A 20,424-nucleotide genomic window follows, 5' to 3' on the forward strand; every position below is an offset into this window, starting at 1 on the left:
GGGGCGCCAGCATGTCCAGAATTTCCACTTTCCCGCTGGCTGTAATTCTTACAGCCATTTCTATCTGTGCGAACGCAGACACCCGAACCGCTCCCCAATCAAGTGCAAAAACACTGCAGAAAGCAGGGGTAGCATCCGGTTCGCAGGAAAGCAGTTTTGCGGTGGATATACCGAGATTGATCGAGGTTTCCGTCGCCAAAGTGCTCGAAGATCACGAAGACGTCCAGTTGGACGACCTCATAATTGAGCAAGACGGTATCTATTTTCACTGTAACCCGGCAGCCTACTGGCGCTTTGTCAACACTGTCACTCTGGAACTACCTGATCAATCGGGCCCCGCTTCTCTCTGTGAAGCCAGATTAGTTTTCATTCTCAAAGATACCCTGAAAAAAAATAGCCAAGTTGCCGACAGCGCATCGGGTTACTGTTTCAACACCATAGACTTTGAATCAGTTAGAGCTATCGTCTATGGCAGTGGCGCAATCGAAACAGGTCGCGGCAAGGGCCACGACGGCGGAACCGTACTTTGTGACGAACATCGCGTATTTTTACCGGTCGATGAAGCCATTGCTCAATATACCAATCAGGAAAAACCCACTGAGGATTCATCAAGCCCCTGAAATACCCTCCACACTTGCTGCGCTCGCACTGTCTCGCAACAGGGATTTTCCCGCTGCATTACCGAACAGCATCCTGTGCCAGGTTCTCGCGTCTTATCGTTTCCCAGATTGCTTGATCAGTTCGGTAATCTGTTTCGCCAGATCGTTCGGCACCGGGAAATGCAAATTGTACTGGGCGATCTTCCACTGTCCCTCGTCCCTGACCAACACGCCGCTGCCCCGGCACTCACCGTAAGCTTCGTTATCCAGCAGTTCATCAAACCAGGCGACGTCACCGTGCACGGTGATGGTGCGATCTCTCGGCACATAGGTCCAGCCTTTGCCCTGACTGAAATAGGGTTTCACGTAACGCTTGAAGTCCTCGACACTCCAGCGTTCGCTGGCGTCGGTGCCGATGAACACGCCACCTCTACTGAAATGATCGAAGTAAGCGTCGAAGTCGGCCGAGGATGCAGCCTTGTGGAAACTGTCCAGCCGCGCGGCCACGGCAGTTTTCTGCTGCCAGGCTGGATACTCCGTCTCCAGAAATTTCGCCGGCCAGTAACCGTACCAGCTGTATCCTGTGCGCCGCTCCACATCGACTTCCGACAACTTTGAAACCCTTTTGCTATCGCGATTGGCGAGAAACGGTTCGCTGGTCTCCAGGTCGTAAAACCGCGCCCAGATGGGTTTGGCTGCGGCATCATCCACCACTACAAGATCGTAATTGGCGTTGTGGAAATCGAAGCGCTGGCTAGCGGCTTTCACCCGGTCGATACGGAAGCCCGAGAGGCTTGCGGATTCCAGCCAGGCTGCACCGCCATTCACCGCTTCGACCACGTTTTTTGAGGGGGTCGGGATGGACATCAGGTATTCCAGTACCGGCACCGTTTCCCAGGCAAGGATGCCGGGCAATTCGTACGCCCGCCCTTTCGCCGGCTGCAAGATTTCTTCATGGTACTGGCCGGCCCAGCCGGTGCGCTTGCCATCGATACGCACCTGCAAATCCAGCAGCAGCGCGTCCCCCTTTACGACGGCCCGCGCGGCCTGTCTGCGCAGTTTTTCGTCTAGATAGTCGAACGGGTAATCGCCTGCGGCTACCTTGCGCAGAAACGTCAGCACACCCGGCATGACTTCGTCGGCAATGGTGATATGACGGAAGTAAGCGAGATCGGTACGGTCCGGTGAATGGGCCCAGCCGCCATTGGGGTACTGACGGTCCAGTGTGTAACGCAGGCCTTTCAACGCCCCATCGCGATAGCGATGCTTACCGGTCTGGCGAAAGACCTCCGACAGATATTCGATCTGCGGGTAGATATTGCGGTTGTCGAAGCTGGCATCCGCCAGGGATTTTTGTTCCAGTGCTCGCGCGCGCTCACCGGCAGACGCTACCCGCAGCGGGTGCTGGTTGCTAGGCCAGCCGCCACTGTCGCGCTGGTAAAGCAGCAGGTTGTCGGCAATGGCCTCGATCTGATCCAGCTCGTAGTACGCCGCACCAGTCTCACCGGTGCGGTCGTTCCAGTGCTTGATGGCGTCGTGGAAACCGTCGACGGAGATGGGGCGATAAGCTGTACCTGCCCCCCCAGAATCAGCCAAACAGCCTGCCGCAAGCCCGAAGCTGAACACCATGCCCAGCAGACGGTAAGATACTTTGGAAAGGGAATTGATCACGCTAGATGTCTCTGCTTATATATCGCGTCTATTGTTTTATCGCTTTATCGATTTATCGTAAAAGGCCTAGTAGACGTAATAGGATGTGATAACCGGATCCAGATTGCCAGTATCGGCGATCGCGTTACTGGTCACCAGATAGTCAAATCTTACATAAAAGGTCGAAAAATGATGACCACCAGATGCAAAGTCGTAAATTACGCCTTGCTGATCACCGGCCTGATTCTGCTGCTCCCGCTACTGGCGATGGGGCTCAGCCAGGAGGTTAACTGGGGGCCTCTCGATTTCGTGGTCGCCGGTGCACTTTTATTCTCTGCCAACTTCGCGTTTTTCAAGGCAATGGCACAACCGCGGCCACTCGCATATCACACGGCGGCCGGACTTTTGTTGTTTGCCACCCTGCTTCTTGTGTGGGTGAACCTGGCGGTTGGCGTTATTGGCAGCGAAGACAACCCGGCCAATCTACTGTATCTCGGCGTGGTGATTATTGGCATAGTCGGAACAGCAAGGGGCCGGTTAACACCGCGCGGAATGGCGATTACCGCAATGGCCATGGCTGTCACACAGGTACTGGTCACCCTTGTCGCTATTGCCATGGAACTGGGAATGCCGGTCAGCACACCGGTTGAGCTGCTCTTGATCAACAGTCTGTATATATGCCTGTTTGTCGCAGCAGCCGGCCTGTTCTGGCATGCGGCACAGCGGGCCGACTACCCGTAATATTTCAGGTAATTGTCGGAAGGCAACACGCCGAAAGATTACCCGTTCTGTTACTGACACCAGGCAGGTCACGCTCAATCTATAAAAATGGAATCATGGAAGTCGAATTTAAAATCAACGTATCCGTTAGTACGGACCAGTTTATTGAATTGCTCGAACGCTCTACCCTGGGGGAGCGCCGCCCCATCCACGACCGCGAATGTATGGAAGGCATGATTGCCAATAGCAATCTGGTGGTCAGCGCCTGGGATGGAGATACCCTGGTGGGCATTGCCCGCTCCGTGACCGATTTTCACTATGCTTGCTACCTGTCCGACCTGGCCGTTGCCAGCTCCTACCAGCGACTCGGTATCGGCAAGGCACTGCAGGCAAAGACCCAGGCCGAACTCGGACCGCACTGCAAGTTGATTCTGCTCGCAGCGCCCGCGGCCAATGACTACTACGAGCATATTGGCTTTACCCAAAATCCGCGCTGCTGGGTGCTCGATCGCGATACATCGGTCAGCTAGTCAGGGGCGGACTAAATCACCATCCTCTTTCGAGCGTCGGCGAAATTGCGCCACTACCCGCCGATAGCAAACAGCACTGCCAACAGGCAGAAGAACCAGGCTACCAGCCACAGACTGCGTCGGTACCAGTTGCGCTTCGCCTCAGCCTTCAGGTAACCCCGTATATCCGCTTCATACACATCTTTGTTTACCCACTGCGGCTCTCGATTTGCCGCGACGGGCAATATCGACAGCACCAAGGCGACCGACACGGCTACGGCAAAGCCAATCACATTCCACCACAACCATGAGATCTCTGGCAGGAAGATCCAGCAGACACCGTTCCCCGCTATCCCGAGTAGCAAGCCGGCAATGGCATGGGGGCCGCGAACCCGATGGGTAAGGAATCCGAGCGCAAACACCGCGAGGATCGGACCGTTGGCCAGCGAGCCAATCTTGTTGATGGCTTCCAGCACCGTGGTGGCAATGTTATCGACGTAAAACGCCATGACCAGTGTGATGACACCCCACACGGTGGTCAGCACCCGGGAAAGGATCAGTTCCTTGTGTGCGGTCCAGCTACCGCGGTGAAAACGCCGCACGAAGTCTTCCATGGTGGTGGCGCTGAGGGAGTTGAGTACCGAATCCAGCGAGGACATGGCTGCGGCAAACAGCGCAACCAGGCTGAGTCCAACCAAGCCGGCTGGCAGTGCGTTGATCATGTAGAGTGGCACCGCCAGATTGTATTCCGGCCCGCCCCCGGAATCCGGCAGCGCGACGATAAATTCCGGGTGCCGCGTGGCATAGGCCGCAATACCCACACCCACCAGACAGTAAAGCAACACCAGCGGGAAACGCAGCAGGCCGTTGATCATCAGCGCACTGTTGGTGGCATCGATATCGCGGGTACTCAGCTGGCGCTGTACCTGGCTCTGGTCACAGCCGTAGTAAGAAACATACAGGAACAGACCGCCGAGCAGCATCGGCCAGAAGGCAAAAGTTTCACCGTCACCAAGCCCGTGATGGGAAAAATCCAGAGTAGTCTTGCGCTCGCTGGCGAACGCCTGCCACATTTCGCCGAAACCACCACTGGCATCTACCAGAAACACCAGCACAAGTACCAGCATTACTGCCAGGATCAGCAACTGGATGACATCGGAGTAGATCACGCCGCGTATGCCACCCATTACATCGTAGACAACGGTAAAAGCACCCAGCAACAACACCGAGGCCACAAATCCGAGCCCGGTAATCAGGTCTATCACCAGCGCTATGCTGTACACCGTTACCGCAGTGGCAAATGCCCGCACAAACAGGAACAGCCCGCTCAAGGTCAGGCGTGTAGGCAGGTCGAAGCGCTGTTCGAGATAGGCGTACACGGACACCAGCCGCAGGTGGCGAAACAGTGGCATCGCAAACAGGATCAGCACCACCATGGCCAGGGGCACTGCCAGTTCGTACTGCAGCCACAGCAGGCCCCCGCCTGCCGCAAAGGCAACAAATGCGGGGGCCCCGAGAATACTGTTGGTGGAACACTGGGTGGCCATGATCGACAAGCCGACCGGCCAGGGGCCTACTTCCCGCCCCGCCACATAGTAGTCTTCCCGACTCTCCTGCCGGCGCGCGAGCCACCACGCCATGGCCAGCAAGCCGACACAGTAGGCGGCGATAATCCACCAGTCAATCCATGTGATATCTTGATTCATACCGGCCAAATTATTCCGTTATTGATCTCGGCGGGAATTCGGAGCGGTGCGAGCTCTCCGCCCTATTCTGCAATTTCCGGCTGCAAAATCCAGACCTTCTCCAGCGCCGACACCTTGCCCTTGAGGCCCCCCGGTACATCCACAGCCTCTGTAAGTGTGAGCCGGTATTCGCTGCCGTAATGCTGCGTAACCTCATCATCGCTGACGCAGAAAGGCGGGCCCGGCATCACAGCCTGGTCGTAGTCAAAGGTGATCAACAGTTGCGGTGCGATCGCCGTCAGCGCCTGCAAATGCGCACTGTATTGACGGCGCATATCTTCCGGCAGCGCGACCAGGGCAGCGCGATCATAAATTGCATCTATCGGCCCCAGGGCTTCCGGTTGCAGCTGGAAAATATCCCCGACAAAAATATCTATACCGTCGCTGCTGTAGCGTGTCAGCTCACCCTGCGGGAGGATTTCCGGCTTTACTCCCAACGCCTCAAACAGCTGCACAACGGCCAATTCACTCAACTCGGCACCGGCAACCCGAAAGCCCCGGGAAAGTAACCAGGCAATATCCAGGGTTTTGCCACATAGCGGCAAAAACAGCCGGCTGCCGGTATTCAGGCACAGATGGTCAAAGTACCTGACCAGTAACGGATGTGCTTTCGTATTGTGAAAACCGATTTCGTTCTTCTGCCATTTTTCCAGCCAGAATGCTTTTTCCATACCGAACCTGCTTCCCCGTTAAAAAACCTTGGCGATGACTTCGTCTTCACGCTTGACGATTTTGTGCTGCTCTTCGCTCAGGCCGTGCTTCCAGTAACTGGAAATATACCCCAGCTTTGCGTCCACTTCGCGCTCTTTGCGAAAATACCGTCGCAGATGACGCATGGTAGTGAATTCACAGGCGCACCAGACAGACGGGTTGCCTTCGCCCCCCAGGGTCACCCGCAACATGTTTAGAGTGATCTGGTAGCTGCGGATGACTTCGAGTTGTATTGTGCGTGGTTGTGAGGTTTGTGGCCGTCGGGCTTGCGGTTCCGGGGCTTGCGATCCTGGCATTTCATCGACCTCCAGCGGTTTCAGTAGTGAGGTTTGCCACCATGCGCGCAGTGAGCTCCGCGAACTCTTGCAGCTCCTGGTTGGTCAGGCTGCGAGTCATGGCTTTCGCGGTTTCCTCCTCAGCCTCCAGCAGCTGGGTCATCACCGCGCTGCCCTTTCTGGTGGGAAATAGAAGCTGGCTGCGCCCATCTTGTGGGTTTGCTTGCTTCTCGATCAGGACGTCATTAATCAGTTCTTTCAGCACCCGGGTAATCTGCGCTTTGTCCCGCTGCATACGCTGGGCGATAGACTGGGCGGTGGACTGCGAATTCCGGCACACCGCAGTCACCGGTATAATCCCGGCCATGATGAAGTTACCCATCCAAGATGTACTGCCAGACCTGCTGGACGCATTAGCCGCGCATAACAACGTGGTTCTGCAGGCGCCGCCCGGTGCCGGTAAAACCACCAGCGTTCCCCTTGCCCTGCTCGACCGCCCCTGGCTCGAGGGACGCAGGATCATCATGCTGGAACCCCGCCGCCTCGCCGCCCGCAGCGCCGCTGCGCGGATGGCGGAGCTACTGGGAGAACCGGTAGGCAAGACCGTGGGTTACCAGGTCCGCGCGGAACGCAAGGCGAGCCGCGACACCCGCATTCTGGTGGTCACGGAAGGTATCCTCACCCGCCTGTTGCAGTCCGATCCAGAGCTGGCGGATACCGCACTGGTCATCTTCGACGAATTCCACGAGCGCAACCTGCAGGGGGACCTGGCACTGGCCCTGTGCCTGCAGTCCCAGGAGTACCTGCGGGAAGACCTCAAGCTACTGGTAATGTCCGCCACCCTCGACGCCACCGCGGTGGCCGGGCTGCTGGGAGACGCGCCGGTGATCACCAGCGAGGGGCGCAGCTTCCCGGTGCACGTGCACTACCTCCCGCACCAGCAGGTACCCGACGATAGCCGCCAGCTGCCCGCGCTGATGGCACGCAAGATCACCGAGTGGATGGACACACAGGATGGCAGCCTGCTGGCCTTCCTGCCGGGTGTGGGAGAGATCCGCCAGGTGGAAGAGCGCCTGCAGGAACTGCTTGCGGGGCGCAATGGCATTGTCGTCGCGCCCCTCTACGGTGACCTCAGCAAACAACAGCAGGATGCAGCCATTGCCCCTGCACCCGCCGGCCACCGCAAGATCGTCCTCGCCACCAACGTGGCGGAAACCAGCCTCACCATCGAGGGTATCCGCATGGTGGTGGATACAGGACTAATGCGCGAGTCGCGCTTTGATCCCAATACCGGGATGAACCGGCTGGTGACCGTCCCCATTTCACAGGCTTCAGCGACCCAGCGCGCCGGCCGTGCCGGTCGCCTGTGTGAAGGCCAGTGTTTGCGCCTGTGGAGCGAATCCCGACAGCAGCAGTTACCCGCCAAGAACGCACCGGAAATCCTGATCAGCGACCTGGCGCCGGTAGTGCTGGAACTGGCGCAATGGGGCGTGCACGAGCCCGATGAACTGGCGTGGCTCGACCCACTGCCACCGGGGCCGGTTGCCCAGGCGCAGGCACTACTGCAACAACTGGGCGCGCTCGACAAAACGCTGAAGATTAGCGAGCACGGCAAAGCCATGCTCGCCCTCGGCGCGCATCCGCGCCTGGCCCATATGATGTTGAAAAGCGCAGACTGGGGCCTGCGACAGGAAGCCTGCCTGCTGGCCGGACTGCTGTCGGAGCGGGATATTTTTCGCGGTGAACAGCGTTGGGACCGGGACATTCACAAGCGTATCGAAGTGCTTGCCGGCACACGCAAAAACAGCGGTAGCGATCGCGGTGCGATCCAGCGCATCCGCCAGCAGGCAAAAATCTGGCAGGCCCAGTTGCCCTCCTCCGGCAAGCACACCGCAATGGATGAGCTGGATCGGGTCGGGGTTTTACTGGGGCTCGCATACCCCGACCGCATTGGTAAAAACCGCCATGACCGGGACCGCCGTTTTTTACTCGCCAGCGGTCGCGGCGCGCACTTTTCTCACGAGGATCCGCTGGCAATTGCCGAATACATTGTGGTCGCAGAGCTCGACGGCCAGGGCCGCGATGCCCGTATTCAGCTGGCGGCACAGATTTCCGAAAGCGCCCTGCAACAGTACTTTGCCGACCTGGTGGAAACAAAGGATTGCGTGCGCTGGGATGCCCGCACCGGCCGCGCCATTGCCAGCCACCAGACCACCCTGGGGCGCATCCTGCTGGACGAAGCACCGGCAAAAAATATTTCCCCGGAGCTGCTGAGCCGCGCGCTGCTGGATGCGGTGCGCCAAAAAGGTCAGCAGGGTCTCAATGCGCTGCCCTGGACGAAAGAGGCCGAAAGCCTGCGCATGCGGGTGGAATTCTTGCGCACCTGTACAAATGAATTTTCCGATCGGCTAAGCGGGCTATCCCTTCCCGACTGGAGCGACAGCAATCTGCTGGAAACCCTGGAGCACTGGCTGCTTCCCCACCTTGCGGGTTACAGCAAGCTGGAACAGTTACAGCAACTGAACCTGCACGGCATCCTGCAAAGCCAGCTGGACTGGAATGACCAGCAGCGCATTGACGCGCTCGCACCGAGCCACATCCTGGTACCCAGCGGCTCGCGCATCGCCATCGATTACAGGGAAACACCTCCTGTACTGGCCGTGCGCCTGCAGGAGATGTTCGGCCTGGCGCAGACGCCGACCGTACTCGAGGGTCGCTACCCGCTGATGGTGCACCTGCTGTCACCGGCACAGCGGCCGGTGCAGGTAACCCGCGATCTCGCCAGTTTCTGGGCGAATACCTACAGCGCCGTGAAAAAAGAATTGCGCATCAAATACCAGAAGCATTTCTGGCCTGACGATCCTCTGACGGCGCAAGCTACCAGCAAAACCAAAAAACGGATGGGGCAATAATTCCTCGAAACAGGTACGCGTGAACCACTTGGGAGGCAGAACAGCCAACCTGGTTCGGGCGTGCCATTTTCTTCCCGCGACGGACAAATTCCCGCCCTGACGTCATTATCGGCCCGATCAAGACAGCGCTATCACCCGCTAAATAGATCAGGCGCCAAATTTCCGGATTTCGCCGTGCCACTTTCCAATTAGCGGGCTTCTGGGACGCCGCCCGTAAATTTTCTCGTGATATTTCCGCAGCCCCGGTTTCTTTTTCACAAGTAAAAGGAATTCGGATCAATGGAAATTCAATAAAAAGAGAAAGTGACAATGAGAATTCCGAAAAACTCCAAATGGCAAAAAGGTTTCGGTGCGGTACTGCTCGGGTTCTGCGCCAGTATTCCGTTTGCCGATGCCGAGGCATCCATCTTCCAGGCGGAAGACTACAGTGCGTTTTACGATACAACCCCGGGAAATACCGGGGGCGCCTACCGCGCAGACGATGTGGATATTGAAGCCACCAGTGATAGCGGCGGCGGTCACAATGTCGGCTGGGTCGCCGCCGGCGAATGGCTGGCCTACAACAACCTGGTCATTCCCTCCAGCGGCCAGTACATCGTGCGTTTCCGCCTCGCCAGCGCCACCGGCGGAAAACTGTCGAACGACCTGAATGGTGGCGCCATCGTGCTCGGCAGTCTGAATGTTCCGAATACCGGTGGCTGGCAGAACTGGCAAACCATCTCCCATCAGGTTCATATCGATGCCGGCACTTACAGTCTCGGCGTATTCGCGACCACCGGCGACTGGAACCTGAACTGGATCGAAGTGGTTCCCGCAAACCCATCCGGGGGAGTTGCCACTATCTTCCAGCACTGTAATTACACCGGGTGGTCCACCGGGCTGGAAGTTGGCAGCTATAACCTGGCCAGCCTGCAGGCGCGGGGATTCGTCAATGACGATGCCTCGTCGATCCGGGTCTCGTCTGGCTATCAGGCCACGCTTTATGACAACGACAATTTTACCGGCGCTTCGGTGACCGTCACTGGCGACGATAGCTGCCTCAACAACGAGGGCTTCAACGACAACGTTTCTTCCATCGTGGTGAGTCCGGCGGCCACCAATGGCGTGGTCTGGAGCGATGAGTTCGATACCATCAACAGCGGCAACTGGACCTTTGAAACCGGAGGCGGCGGCTGGGGCAACAGCGAGCTGCAGTACTATACCAGTGGCCAGAATGCCTCGATCCAGTACGACGCGCAGGCCGGCAGCAATGTGCTGGTGATCGAGGCGCGCCAGGAAGGCGGCTACAACTGCTGGTATGGCGCCTGTCAGTACACCTCAAGCCGCATGATCAGTGCGGGGAAAAAGGAGTTCCAGTACGGCCGTATCGAGGCCCGCATCAAATTGCCGCAGACCCAGGGTATCTGGCCCGCGTTCTGGATGCTGGGAGGCAATATCCGCACTGGCACCCCCTGGCCTGATTCCGGCGAGATCGACATCATGGAACACGTGGGCTATGAACCGACCCTCACCCACGGCGCGCTGCACGGTCCCGGTTATTCCGGCAATACACCGATCATGGGTACCCACAATGTCGGGCAGAACGTGGATGCCGGATATCACGTTTATGCGGTGGAGTGGAACAGCAACGGTATCAGCTGGTTTGTGGACGGCAACAACTTCTACAGCGTTTCACGCGCGCAGGTGGAGCAGTACGGTCCCTGGGTATACGACCACCCCTTCTTCATCCTGCTGAATGTGGCGGTAGGTGGCAGCTGGCCCGGCAGCCCCGACGGCAGCAGTGTGTTCCCGCAGCGAATGTACGTGGACTATGTGCGGGTCTATCAGTGATTCCCGCTAATTAACCGTTCCTGCAGGCAAAAAAAATCGCGGCGATTGCCGCGATTTTTTGTCTCCGAACTTAAAGTCCCGAAATCAGTAATAGGCCTGGGACTTGTCGGTGTGGTCGGTGATGTCCTTCACCCCGGCCAGTTCCGGAATCTTTTCCTTCAGGGTCTTCTCCACACCCTCTTTCAGGGTCATGTCCACCATGCCGCAACCCTGGCAGCCGCCGCCAAACTTCAGCACCGCGTACATATCTTCGGTCACTTCCATCAGGCTGACCTGACCGCCGTGGGCGGCGAGACCCGGGTTGACGTCGCTGTACAGCACATAGTTGATACGGTCCTCGATGGGGCTGTCATCGGTGACCTTGGGCATGCGGGAGTTGGGCGCGCGAATGGTGAGCTGGCCACCCATCTTGTCCGCGGAGTAATCCACCCGGGCCTCGTCCAGGTAGGGCACGCTGCGGCCCTCAAAGTAGGCTTTGAGGCCATCCAGCTGCATTTCCAAGTCGCCCTCTTTCTCTTCACCGGGACGGCAGTAGGCGATACAGGTCTCCGCATTGGGAGTACCGGGGTTGGACACGAACATGCGGATGGCAATGCCTTCGCAATCCTGCTTGGCCAGCAGATCACGCAGGTACTCCTGGGCGGAATCCGTGATGGTGACATTCAATTCTGACGGCTGTTCTGACATAGACCTTCTCAAATAACCGAGTGACTTAGTCGGGTATTTTACGCGCAACTGCGACCGAGTTAAACCAGCATGTCCCGATGGGTTAGCTCAGCATACCCAACAGGGCCTTGGCGCAGGCTTCGGATGAGGCCGGGTTCTGCCCGGTGACCAACAAGCCATCGGTACAGATATACTCCTGCCAGTCGTCCCCTTTGCTGTAATTGCCCCCCTTCTCCTTGAGCATATCCTCCACCAGAAACGGCACGATATCGGTCAGCTCCACACCATCTTCCTCACTGTTGCTGAAACCGGTGACCCGCTTGCCCTTCACCAGCGGCTCGCCCGCCTCATCCACCGCGTGCTTGAACACTGCCGGGGCGTGACATACCGCCGCCACCGGCCTGTTGTCGCGATAGAAACCGTGAATCAGGGCCACAGACTGGCGATCTTCCGCAAGATCCCAGAGGGGGCCGTGACCTCCCGGGTAAAACAGCGCATCGAAGCCTTCCGCATCGACCTCACCCAGCTTGATGGTATTGGCCAACGCCTGCTGCGCCAGGGGGTCATCGCGGAAGCGCCGCGTGGCGTCTGTCTGCGCGTCTTCCACATCGCTCTTCGGGTCCAGGGGCGGTTGCCCCCCCTTGGGCGAAGCCAGCGTCACTTGCGCACCGGCATCGACGAATACGTAATAAGGCGCAGCAAACTCCTCCAACCAGAAGCCAGTCTTCTTGCCCGTATCCCCCAGCTGATCGTGGGATGTCAGTACCATCAAAATTTTCATGAGGCCTCCAGATGAATGTTTTGCGGATCCGTTAACTCTAGGCTGATGTATTGTGCTCCGTTACCGGAATTTCCACTCTCAATGTCCCAAAAAGGTAGAACGATCGGTTACAAGGATATGCTCCCAAGTTCTTCTGCGTCGCGCAGAAAGGCGGCTCAGGGCGTGGTTTATGCTAAGATTGCGGCCCTTTTGAATCCCCGGTTTAAGGAAAATGACCATGTCGGAAGCTCGGTCTCTGCAGTCTCGTGACCAACGCCTGAAACAGCTCTACGCCGCCCTGGGCGAGCGCATTCTGATTCTGGACGGCGCCATGGGCACAATGATCCAGCGGGAGAAGCTGGAGGAAGCGGATTACCGGGGCCAGCGCTTTGCCGACTACCCCTCCGATATCAAGGGCAACAACGACCTGCTGGTGCTGACCCAGCCGGAGCTGATCGAACGCCTGCACCGAGAATACCTGGAAGCCGGCGCCGACATTATCGAGACCAACACCTTCAACGCCACCCGCCTGTCCCAGTCCGACTACGATATGGAAGACCTGGTGCCGGAACTGAACCGGGTGGCCGCGGAAGTGGCGCGCCGCGCCGCGGATGCGCTCTCGACGCCGGAAAAGCCGCGCTTTGTGGCCGGTGTGATCGGCCCGACCTCCCGCACCGCGAGCATCTCCCCGGACGTCAACGACCCGGGGGCACGCAACGTGACCTTCGAGAAGCTGGTAGAGAACTATATCGAGTCCGCCGATGCCCTGATCGACGGCGGCAGCGATCTGATCCTGATCGAGACGATCTTCGATACCCTGAACGCCAAGGCCGCCATCTACGCGCTGAAGGAAGTATTTGACCGCCGCGGGTTCGAACTGCCGATCATGATTTCCGGCACCATCACCGACGCCTCCGGCCGCACCCTTTCGGGCCAGACCACCGAGGCCTTCTATTACTCCGTGGCCCACGCCAACCCCCTGTCGGTGGGCCTCAACTGCGCCCTGGGCGCCACCGAACTGCGCCCCTACATTGAAGCCCTTTCCGGTGTCTGCGCCGAGCAGGTATCCGCCCACCCCAATGCGGGCCTGCCGAACGAATTCGGCGAGTACGATGAAACCCCGGCAGAAACTGCGGCGATTGTCGCCGAGTTCGCACAGAGCGGCTTTATCAATATCCTCGGCGGCTGCTGCGGTACCACCCCGGAACATATCCGCGCGATTGCCGATGCGGTGGCCGATATTCCGCCGCGCAAGCTGCCGGAAATCAAACCCGCTCTGCGCCTGTCCGGCCTCGAGCCCTATGTCGCCGATGAGAACGCCCTGTTCGTCAACGTCGGTGAGCGCTGCAACGTCACCGGTTCCGCGCGTTTCAAGCGCCTGATCATGGAGGAGGATTACGATACCGCGCTGCAGGTAGCGGCCGCACAGGTGGAAGACGGCGCACAGGTGATCGATTTCAATATGGACGAGGCGATGCTGGATTCCGTCGCCGCCATGCGCCGCTTCCTCAACCTCTGCGCCACCGAGCCGGACATTGCCAAAGTGCCGTTTATGGTGGATTCCTCCAAGTGGGAGGTGATCGAGGCCGGCCTGCGGTGCATCCAGGGCAAGGCGATCGTGAACTCCATCAGCCTCAAGGAAGGCGAAGAGGATTTTGTCGCAAAGGCCCGCGCCTGCCTGCGCTACGGCGCCGCAGTGGTGGTGATGGCGTTTGACGAAAACGGCCAGGCCGACACCTTCGCGCGCAAGACCGAGATCAGCAAACGCAGCTACGACATCCTGGTGGAGAAGGTCGGCTTCAATCCGTGCGATATCATTTTCGACCCGAATATTTTTGCTGTCGCCACCGGAATCGAGGAGCACAACAACTACGCGGTGGACTTTATCGAGGCTACCCGCTGGATCCGCCAGAACCTGCCCGGCGCCAACGTCTCCGGCGGTGTTTCCAATGTGTCCTTCTCATTCCGCGGCAACAACCCGGTGCGGGAAGCCATCCACTCCGTGTTCCTGTATCACGCGATCAAGGCTGGCCTGAATATGGGTATCGTCAACGCCGGCCAGCTGGCGGTGTACGACGATCTGCCGCAGGAACTGCGGGAAAAGGTCGAGGACGTGATCCTCAACCGCACCCCGGAGGGCACCGAGGCGCTGCTGGATATCGCGGAGAAATACCGCGGCGACGGCAGCACCGCCGAGCGCAAGGAAGACCTCGCCTGGCGCCAGCTCCCGGTCAACGAGCGCCTGGCCCATTCACTGGTCAAGGGCATCAACAACTTTATCGAGCAGGACACCGAGGAAGCCCGCCAGCAGGCCCGCCGCCCGCTGGATGTGATCGAGGGGCCACTGATGGACGGCATGAACGTCGTCGGCGACCTGTTCGGCGAGGGCAAAATGTTCCTGCCCCAGGTGGTGAAGTCCGCACGGGTTATGAAGCAGGCGGTGGCCTACCTGCAACCCTATATCGAAGCCGAGAAAACCGTCGACAGCAAGCCCAACGGACGCATCCTGATGGCGACGGTCAAGGGCGATGTGCACGATATCGGCAAGAATATTGTCGGCGTGGTGCTGGCCTGCAACAACTTCGAGGTAATCGACCTCGGCGTTATGGTGCCGGCGGAAACCATTCTGCAAACGGCAAAAGAAAAGAACTGTGACATCATCGGACTTTCCGGCCTGATCACCCCGTCGCTGGACGAGATGGTCCACGTGGCCGCGGAGATGGAGCGCCAGGGCTTTGATATCCCGTTGCTGATCGGCGGCGCCACCACCTCCAAGGCGCACACCGCGGTGAAAATCGATCCGCAGTACCAGCGCAACCAGACTGTCTATGTAGCCGACGCATCCCGCGCTGTGGGAGTGGCCAGCAACCTGTTGTCCGACGAGTTGCGCCCGGGCTTTGTCAAAGGCATTCAGGCAGAGTACGAGAAAGTGCGCGCGCGCACCGCCAACCGCAAACGCAACGACCCGCGCCTGGCGTACCAGGATGCGCTGCAAGCCGGCCCGCAGTTCGACTGGGCCAGTTATGCACCCAAGGTGCCAAACAATCCGGGCCTGACCGTGCTGGATGATTTCCCGCTGGAAAAACTGGTGGAAACCATCGACTGGACCCCCTTCTTCATCTCCTGGGATCTCGCCGGCAAATACCCGGCAATCCTCAATGATGACGTCGTCGGCGAAGCCGCTACCGACCTGTTCAAGAACGCCCAGCAAATACTGGCGGACCTGATCGACAACAAGCGCCTCAAAGCCCGCGCCGTATTCGGGCTGTGGCCGGCAAATGCCGACGGCGACGATATCGTGGTCTACAGCGATGAAAGCCGCAGCGAAGAAATCGCCCGCCTGCATCAGATGCGCCAGCAGGTACAGAAACGCGGGGGCGATGGCTACTGCCGCTCCCTCGCGGATTTTATCGCCCCGGTGGGGTCCGGCGTTGCCGACTACATCGGCGGATTTGCCGTAACCACCGGTATCGGTGCCGACGAGCTGGCCCGGGAATACGAAGCCAGGCACGACGACTACAATGCGATCATGGTGAAAGCCCTTGCGGATCGCCTGGCGGAATCCTTCGCCGAATACCTGCATCGCCAGGTGCGCAAACAGTACTGGGGCTACCAGCCGGACGAAACCCTGAGCAATGAAGAGCTGATCAAGGAGGCGTACTCCGGTATCCGCCCTGCCCCCGGCTATCCGGCCTGCCCGGACCACACCGAAAAGGCCACCCTTTTCAAATTGCTGAATGCGCAGGAGAATGCAGGTATCGAGCTGACCGAAAGCTTCGCCATGATGCCTGCAGCGGCAGTCAGCGGCTGGTACTTTGCCCATCCGGAATCCAAGTATTTCAATGTGGGCAAAATCGGCCGCGACCAGTTACAGGACCTGGCAGAGCGCAAGGGCATGACCGAACAGGCGCTGGAGCGCTGGCTGCGCCCCAACCTGGAGGGTTGAACCAACGCCGGGCCCGAGCGCGGGCCCCGACCGGCTCCTCGAACCAAACCCGACAGCAGAAGCAGAGGAAGGACATGGGAGAAAAAGAAAACGATAAGCGCCCCTCGTTCGGTCAGGTTGTGCTCAGCACCCTGGCCGCCGCAATTGGCGTACAGTCGAACAGGAACCGGGAAAGGGATTTCAAAGGCGGCAGTATCAAGACCTACGTGGCCGCCGGCATCATATTTACCGCAATTTTCGTCATCACCCTGGTGCTGGTGGTGAAAACCGTATTGAGTAATATGGGCTGAACGCGCGATAGTGCACCCCGGAGGCAGTCGCTCCGGGTGACACAATCGACAGGGACTTCAGAATAAAAAAACAGCTATTACTGGGAAGCGACCCAGAAAATACAGGTGGCCACGAAAATGGCTACCAGAGCCACCGCCGCAATGGCGTCTACCGCGTTATCGCTATCGTTTGATACAACTACTACATCTCTTGCAACTCGATCGCTCATCGCAATACTCCGTTACTGTCAAAATCATTATTGTTCTTAAAGGTAGCAGCACCGCTAAAAAAGCGGTTTTTCAAGTAGAGCAAATCCCCGCCGCAGGTGCAATAGCACCGCTCCGCCCGGCAATTCCCGCTTATAACCAAAAATTACTAAGCTAGCAAAAAATATTGTTATTTTTTGCATAAGGCGACTGGTATGTTATGCGCCATCTTAGGGTAAAGGTAACTCCCGAAATACCCTCTGGGCGTTGTCTCCGCAGCGCGAAAAAGCAATGGAATCAAGCTCTTATGTATCGATACGACGAACAGGACCACAAGCTGATCCGGGAACGGGTGGCCCAGTTTCGCGGCCAGACCGACCGTTACCTCGCCGGTGAGCTGAGCGAAGAAGAATTTTTGCCCCTGCGGCTGCAAAACGGCCTGTATGTACAGCGTCTGGCCCCCATGCTGCGCATTGCCGTGCCCTACGGCATGATGCACAGCGCCCAGCTGCGCCGCCTCGCGGAGATCACCCGCAAGTACGACAAGGGTTACGCCCACTTCACCACCCGCCAGAACGTACAGCTGAACTGGCCAAACCTGGAAGACGTACCGGACATTCTCGCGGAACTGGCAGAAGTGGAAATGCACGCGGTGCAGACCAGCGGTAACTGTATCCGCAACACCACTACCGACCAGTTTGCCGGCGTGGCCGGTGACGAGCTTGTGGATCCGCGCCCCTACTGCGAGCTGATCCGCCAGTGGTCCACCTTCCATCCGGAATTCGCCTTTCTGCCGCGCAAATTCAAAATCGCGGTGTGCGGTGCGGCAACCGACCGCGCGGCCATCCGCGCCCACGATATCGGCGTGCAGATCGTGAAAAATGATCGCGGCGAAACCGGCTTCCAGGTATTCGTCGGTGGCGGCCTCGGCCGCACCCCGATCCTCGGCGTGGCCATTCGCGACTTCCTCCCGGAAACGCACCTGCTCTCCTACCTGGAAGCGATCGTGCGCGTCTACAACCAGCTCGGCCGCCGTGACAACAAATTCAAGGCGCGCATCAAGATTCTGGTGAAGGCGCTGGGCCCGGAAGAGTTTGCCCGCCGCGTGGAAGCGGAGTGGGAACAGGTCAAGGACGGCGCCGACGAGCTGACCGCTGAGGCCATAACCTGGGCCAGGAGTTTCTTCCCGAAGCCCGCGTACCGGTCATTTGATCACAACCATACCGAAGCGGTACTGCGCGACCAGGCCGGTTCCGAAAAGGCTTTTGCCCGCTGGCTGGAGCGCAATACCTTCCCGCACCGAGTGCCCGGTTATCAGGCGGTGACACTGAGCACCAAGCCCACCGGCATTCCCCCCGGTGACGTAACCGACCGCCAGCTGGAAGCCATTGCCGAACTGGCGGAACAGTACAGCTTTGGCGAGGTTCGGGTCACCCATGAACAGAACGTGGTACTGGCAGATGTGGAGCAGGAGAAACTGTTCGAACTCTGGCAGGCGGCGCGCAAGCACGGCTTCGCAACCCCGAACATCGGCACCCTGACCGACATGATCTGCTGCCCGGGCGGTGACTACTGCTCGCTGGCCAATGCCAAATCCATTCCGGTGGCGGAAGCGATCCAGCGCAAATTTGATGACCTCGATTACCTCTACGACCTGGGCGAGCTGGACCTGAATATTTCCGGGTGTATGAATGCCTGCGGTCACCACCATATCGGCCACATCGGCATTCTCGGTGTGGATAAAAAGGGCGAGGAATTCTACCAGGTGCAGCTGGGCGGTAGCGCCAGTGAAAATGCGAGCCTGGGCAAGGTGCTCGGCCCCAGCTTCTCCCGCGAGGAGATGCCGGAAACCATCGGCAAGATTGTCGACGTTTTCGTGGAGCACCGCCTGCCGGAAGAACTGTTTATCGACACCTACAACCGTATCGGGCTTCAGCCATTCAAGGAGCGTGTGTATGCCAAAGCCAGCTAAAAAGCCCGTAGGTGCACAACCGGACAACCCGCAACAGCTGATTCTGGATGGCGTCGTGGTGGACAATACCTGGCGCCTGCTGCCCCTCGGCGGCGAGGAAGAGATCACTGCAAATAACCTGGCGGCCGGCAAGGTGATCCTGCCCCTCAGTATCTGGCTGGAATTGCGCGAGGCGCTGCAGGCGCGCAAGGATGAGATCGGGGTGTGGCTGGACAGCGACGAGACCGCAGATCTGATTGGCGACTTCGCGCAGGAATTGCCGCTGATCGCAACGCACTTCCCCGCATTTACCGATGGCCGCGCCTTTACTGCGGGCCGCCTGTTGCGCCAGCGCTACGGCTTTAACGGGGAATTGCGTGCGGTAGGTAATTTTATTCGCGACCAGCTGACCTATCTGAATCGCTGCGGCTTCAACGCCTTTGCCTATCAGGGGGAGCAATCATTGCAGGGCCTGCTGGATTCCATGCAGGACTTCAGCGACAGCTACCAGGCCGCGGTGGACCAACCGCTACCCATTTTCCGCCGTCGCGCCCTTGTCTGACACATCCGGGCCTGACACGTCCGGGCCTGACCGCCGGCAAGCATCCTGCTGGCGGCCAGGTGCGGCAGCTTTCGGAGAGTCGAGCAAGGCCCCTGCCCCCCTGGAAAAACTTACCCAGCAATACCCCTCCAATTGCCGCCCGATACGCTGGAACACCAACTGCAAATTGCGTGGCAGCTCCCTGTGTCCATCCGTCTCCATAATGCAACAGTCCCTGTCGAGTTATTATGGATACTAGTTTATTTACGCGCATTTGCCCGTAAATTGCATGATTAATACCAAATCGCGGCACAAGTTGAACGTGTAATTGGTTATTTCCGGGAATTCGACCGCGGTTTAGCACTGCAGATTTTAGCGTTTACCGTTTTACCGATTCACTGTTTTATGGTTTTAGGGGGCAGAGCATCTCCGGGGCGTCGTACCCCCACTGGATGGTCGCCTCTCCCTGATGCTCCCATAGGCTTTCATTGCGCCCCTGGTATCGTGCCCCGCTGGCGCTCGGTTGCACATTCATAAAGGATTCCTCACCTTTAAACCGTGCGACAGCTGTGGCCGGAGCGGTGTCGTAGAAGGTCACTGTCACATCGCCATCCGCACAGGCATAGGTGACCTCCTTCCCCTCCATCAAGGCGTAGCGGGCCTGCAACTCGGCGATGCGCCGGAGATAACTATCTCTGGTACAGGCGCGTTTATCATCGGCCTTCCAGGAATCGTTGCGGCCCTTGATCCAGCCTCTCTGGCGCGCCTTGAAGTATTTATCCCGCGCGGCTTTTTCCGTTTTACCCGCAGCGCGGTAGATCTCTGCCATCTGCCGGTCCAGCAGCGCCAATTCCTCATCGCTACAGATCAGCTGCTCAATACTGCTGTCTAGCGCCTTGCTGCAGTCAAAGGTGGGCTGCACATCCGGGGGCAGATTCGCTTTGATAGAGGCGCCATCTCCGGCAGATTGGAGCGGGACATCAGAGGAATTCTCCGCGCCAATCCCTTCACCGGCAGCCCCGTCACCGACTGAGACATCACCCGGCCCGCAGCTCCCCACACTCACTGCAACAAGCAAAAATAACGCCGCAATCCCGCAATTCAGATCCATCCGAACTCCCTGCCAATCCGCA

General features: G+C 58.5%; 18 protein-coding genes. 9 read left to right on the forward strand and 9 right to left on the reverse strand.

Features of this window, described 5'->3' with window-relative positions:
- The first annotated feature begins 11 nt into the window (after positions 1 to 11).
- Positions 12 to 620: a hypothetical protein gene (locus QZ511_RS02230; protein ID WP_295798311.1), complete on the forward strand. Its 609-nt coding sequence runs from the start codon at positions 12 to 14 to the stop codon at positions 618 to 620.
- 93 nt (positions 621 to 713) lie between these two features.
- On the opposite strand, the gene pelA is transcribed toward QZ511_RS02230, so the two are convergent.
- Complete coding sequence (pelA, locus tag QZ511_RS02235; protein WP_295798312.1) at positions 714 to 2,195, reverse strand: pectate lyase; 1,482 nt, start codon at positions 2,193 to 2,195, stop codon at positions 714 to 716.
- A gap of 279 nt (positions 2,196 to 2,474) precedes the next feature.
- Here pelA and QZ511_RS02240 point away from each other — a divergent pair, with 279 nt between their 5' ends.
- Together QZ511_RS02240 and QZ511_RS02245 are read left to right on the forward strand one after the other, a co-directional pair.
- Positions 2,475 to 2,990, forward strand: coding sequence for a hypothetical protein (locus QZ511_RS02240; protein ID WP_295798315.1), 516 nt, complete (start codon positions 2,475 to 2,477; stop codon positions 2,988 to 2,990).
- Positions 2,991 to 3,085: 95 nt separating this feature from the next.
- The gene (locus tag QZ511_RS02245; RefSeq protein WP_295798317.1) at positions 3,086 to 3,499 is read left to right on the forward strand and encodes a GNAT family N-acetyltransferase; all 414 of its coding nucleotides are present in this window, start codon (positions 3,086 to 3,088) and stop codon (positions 3,497 to 3,499) included.
- 53 nt (positions 3,500 to 3,552) lie between these two features.
- Here QZ511_RS02245 and QZ511_RS02250 read toward each other — a convergent pair whose 3' ends face one another.
- The 4 genes from QZ511_RS02250 to QZ511_RS02265 all read right to left on the reverse strand — a co-directional run bounded on the left by QZ511_RS02250 (position 3,553) and on the right by QZ511_RS02265 (position 6,576).
- The gene (locus tag QZ511_RS02250; RefSeq protein ID WP_295798319.1) at positions 3,553 to 5,184 is read right to left on the reverse strand and encodes a sodium:solute symporter; all 1,632 of its coding nucleotides are present in this window, start codon (positions 5,182 to 5,184) and stop codon (positions 3,553 to 3,555) included.
- Positions 5,185 to 5,246: 62 nt separating this feature from the next.
- Positions 5,247 to 5,894 carry a thiopurine S-methyltransferase gene (gene tmpT / locus QZ511_RS02255; protein ID WP_295798322.1) on the reverse strand — a complete coding sequence of 216 codons (648 nt, stop codon included), beginning with the start codon at positions 5,892 to 5,894 and terminating at the stop codon, positions 5,247 to 5,249.
- Between the two features lie 18 nt (positions 5,895 to 5,912).
- Positions 5,913 to 6,125: an SIP domain-containing protein gene (locus QZ511_RS02260; RefSeq protein WP_295798323.1), complete on the reverse strand. Its 213-nt coding sequence runs from the start codon at positions 6,123 to 6,125 to the stop codon at positions 5,913 to 5,915.
- A gap of 106 nt (positions 6,126 to 6,231) precedes the next feature.
- Positions 6,232 to 6,576, reverse strand: a complete 345-nt coding sequence (locus tag QZ511_RS02265) for a MarR family transcriptional regulator (protein ID WP_295798325.1) — start codon at positions 6,574 to 6,576, stop codon at positions 6,232 to 6,234.
- Here QZ511_RS02265 and hrpB point away from each other — a divergent pair.
- Together hrpB and QZ511_RS02275 are read left to right on the forward strand one after the other, a co-directional pair.
- The gene (gene hrpB, locus QZ511_RS02270) at positions 6,575 to 9,121 is read left to right on the forward strand and encodes an ATP-dependent helicase HrpB (protein ID WP_295798326.1); all 2,547 of its coding nucleotides are present in this window, start codon (positions 6,575 to 6,577) and stop codon (positions 9,119 to 9,121) included. The two genes, QZ511_RS02265 and hrpB, sit on opposite strands and share 2 nt — an antisense overlap.
- A 309-nt stretch (positions 9,122 to 9,430) precedes the next feature.
- Positions 9,431 to 10,951: a family 16 glycosylhydrolase gene (locus QZ511_RS02275; RefSeq protein ID WP_295798328.1), complete on the forward strand. Its 1,521-nt coding sequence runs from the start codon at positions 9,431 to 9,433 to the stop codon at positions 10,949 to 10,951.
- An 84-nt stretch (positions 10,952 to 11,035) separates the two neighbouring features.
- Here QZ511_RS02275 and nfuA read toward each other — a convergent pair whose 3' ends face one another.
- A complete protein-coding gene (gene nfuA, locus QZ511_RS02280; RefSeq protein WP_295798330.1) occupies positions 11,036 to 11,638 on the reverse strand; it encodes a Fe-S biogenesis protein NfuA in 603 nt (200 codons plus the stop codon).
- An 82-nt stretch (positions 11,639 to 11,720) separates the two neighbouring features.
- Positions 11,721 to 12,398 carry a type 1 glutamine amidotransferase domain-containing protein gene (locus QZ511_RS02285; RefSeq protein WP_295798333.1) on the reverse strand — a complete coding sequence of 226 codons (678 nt, stop codon included), beginning with the start codon at positions 12,396 to 12,398 and terminating at the stop codon, positions 11,721 to 11,723.
- A gap of 217 nt (positions 12,399 to 12,615) precedes the next feature.
- Between QZ511_RS02285 and metH the strand changes: the two genes are divergently transcribed.
- Positions 12,616 to 16,323: a methionine synthase gene (gene metH / locus QZ511_RS02290; RefSeq protein ID WP_295798335.1), complete on the forward strand. Its 3,708-nt coding sequence runs from the start codon at positions 12,616 to 12,618 to the stop codon at positions 16,321 to 16,323.
- Between the two features lie 74 nt (positions 16,324 to 16,397).
- A complete protein-coding gene (locus tag QZ511_RS02295; RefSeq protein ID WP_295798336.1) occupies positions 16,398 to 16,613 on the forward strand; it encodes a DUF2970 domain-containing protein in 216 nt (71 codons plus the stop codon).
- A 77-nt stretch (positions 16,614 to 16,690) separates the two neighbouring features.
- Here the strand turns inward: QZ511_RS02295 and QZ511_RS02300 are convergent, their stop codons facing one another.
- Entirely contained in the window at positions 16,691 to 16,822 is a 132-nt protein-coding gene (locus QZ511_RS02300) for a hypothetical protein (protein WP_295798339.1), read from the reverse strand.
- 284 nt (positions 16,823 to 17,106) lie between these two features.
- On the opposite strand from QZ511_RS02300, the gene QZ511_RS02305 reads away from it, so the two are divergent.
- On the forward strand, positions 17,107 to 18,771 hold the full coding sequence (locus tag QZ511_RS02305; RefSeq protein WP_295798341.1) for a nitrite/sulfite reductase: 1,665 nt from the start codon (positions 17,107 to 17,109) through the stop codon (positions 18,769 to 18,771).
- Entirely contained in the window at positions 18,755 to 19,312 is a 558-nt protein-coding gene (locus tag QZ511_RS02310) for a DUF934 domain-containing protein (protein WP_295798343.1), read from the forward strand. The genes QZ511_RS02305 and QZ511_RS02310 overlap by 17 nt, the downstream gene beginning before the upstream one ends.
- A 382-nt stretch (positions 19,313 to 19,694) precedes the next feature.
- Here QZ511_RS02310 and QZ511_RS02315 read toward each other — a convergent pair whose 3' ends face one another.
- A complete protein-coding gene (locus tag QZ511_RS02315) occupies positions 19,695 to 20,402 on the reverse strand; it encodes an MliC family protein (RefSeq protein WP_295798345.1) in 708 nt (235 codons plus the stop codon).
- Between the last annotated feature and the right edge of the window lie 22 nt (positions 20,403 to 20,424).

Origin of the sequence: uncultured Microbulbifer sp. (assembly GCF_913055755.1) — a bacterium.
In the GTDB taxonomy this organism is placed as follows: Bacteria; Pseudomonadota; Gammaproteobacteria; order Pseudomonadales; family Cellvibrionaceae; genus Microbulbifer.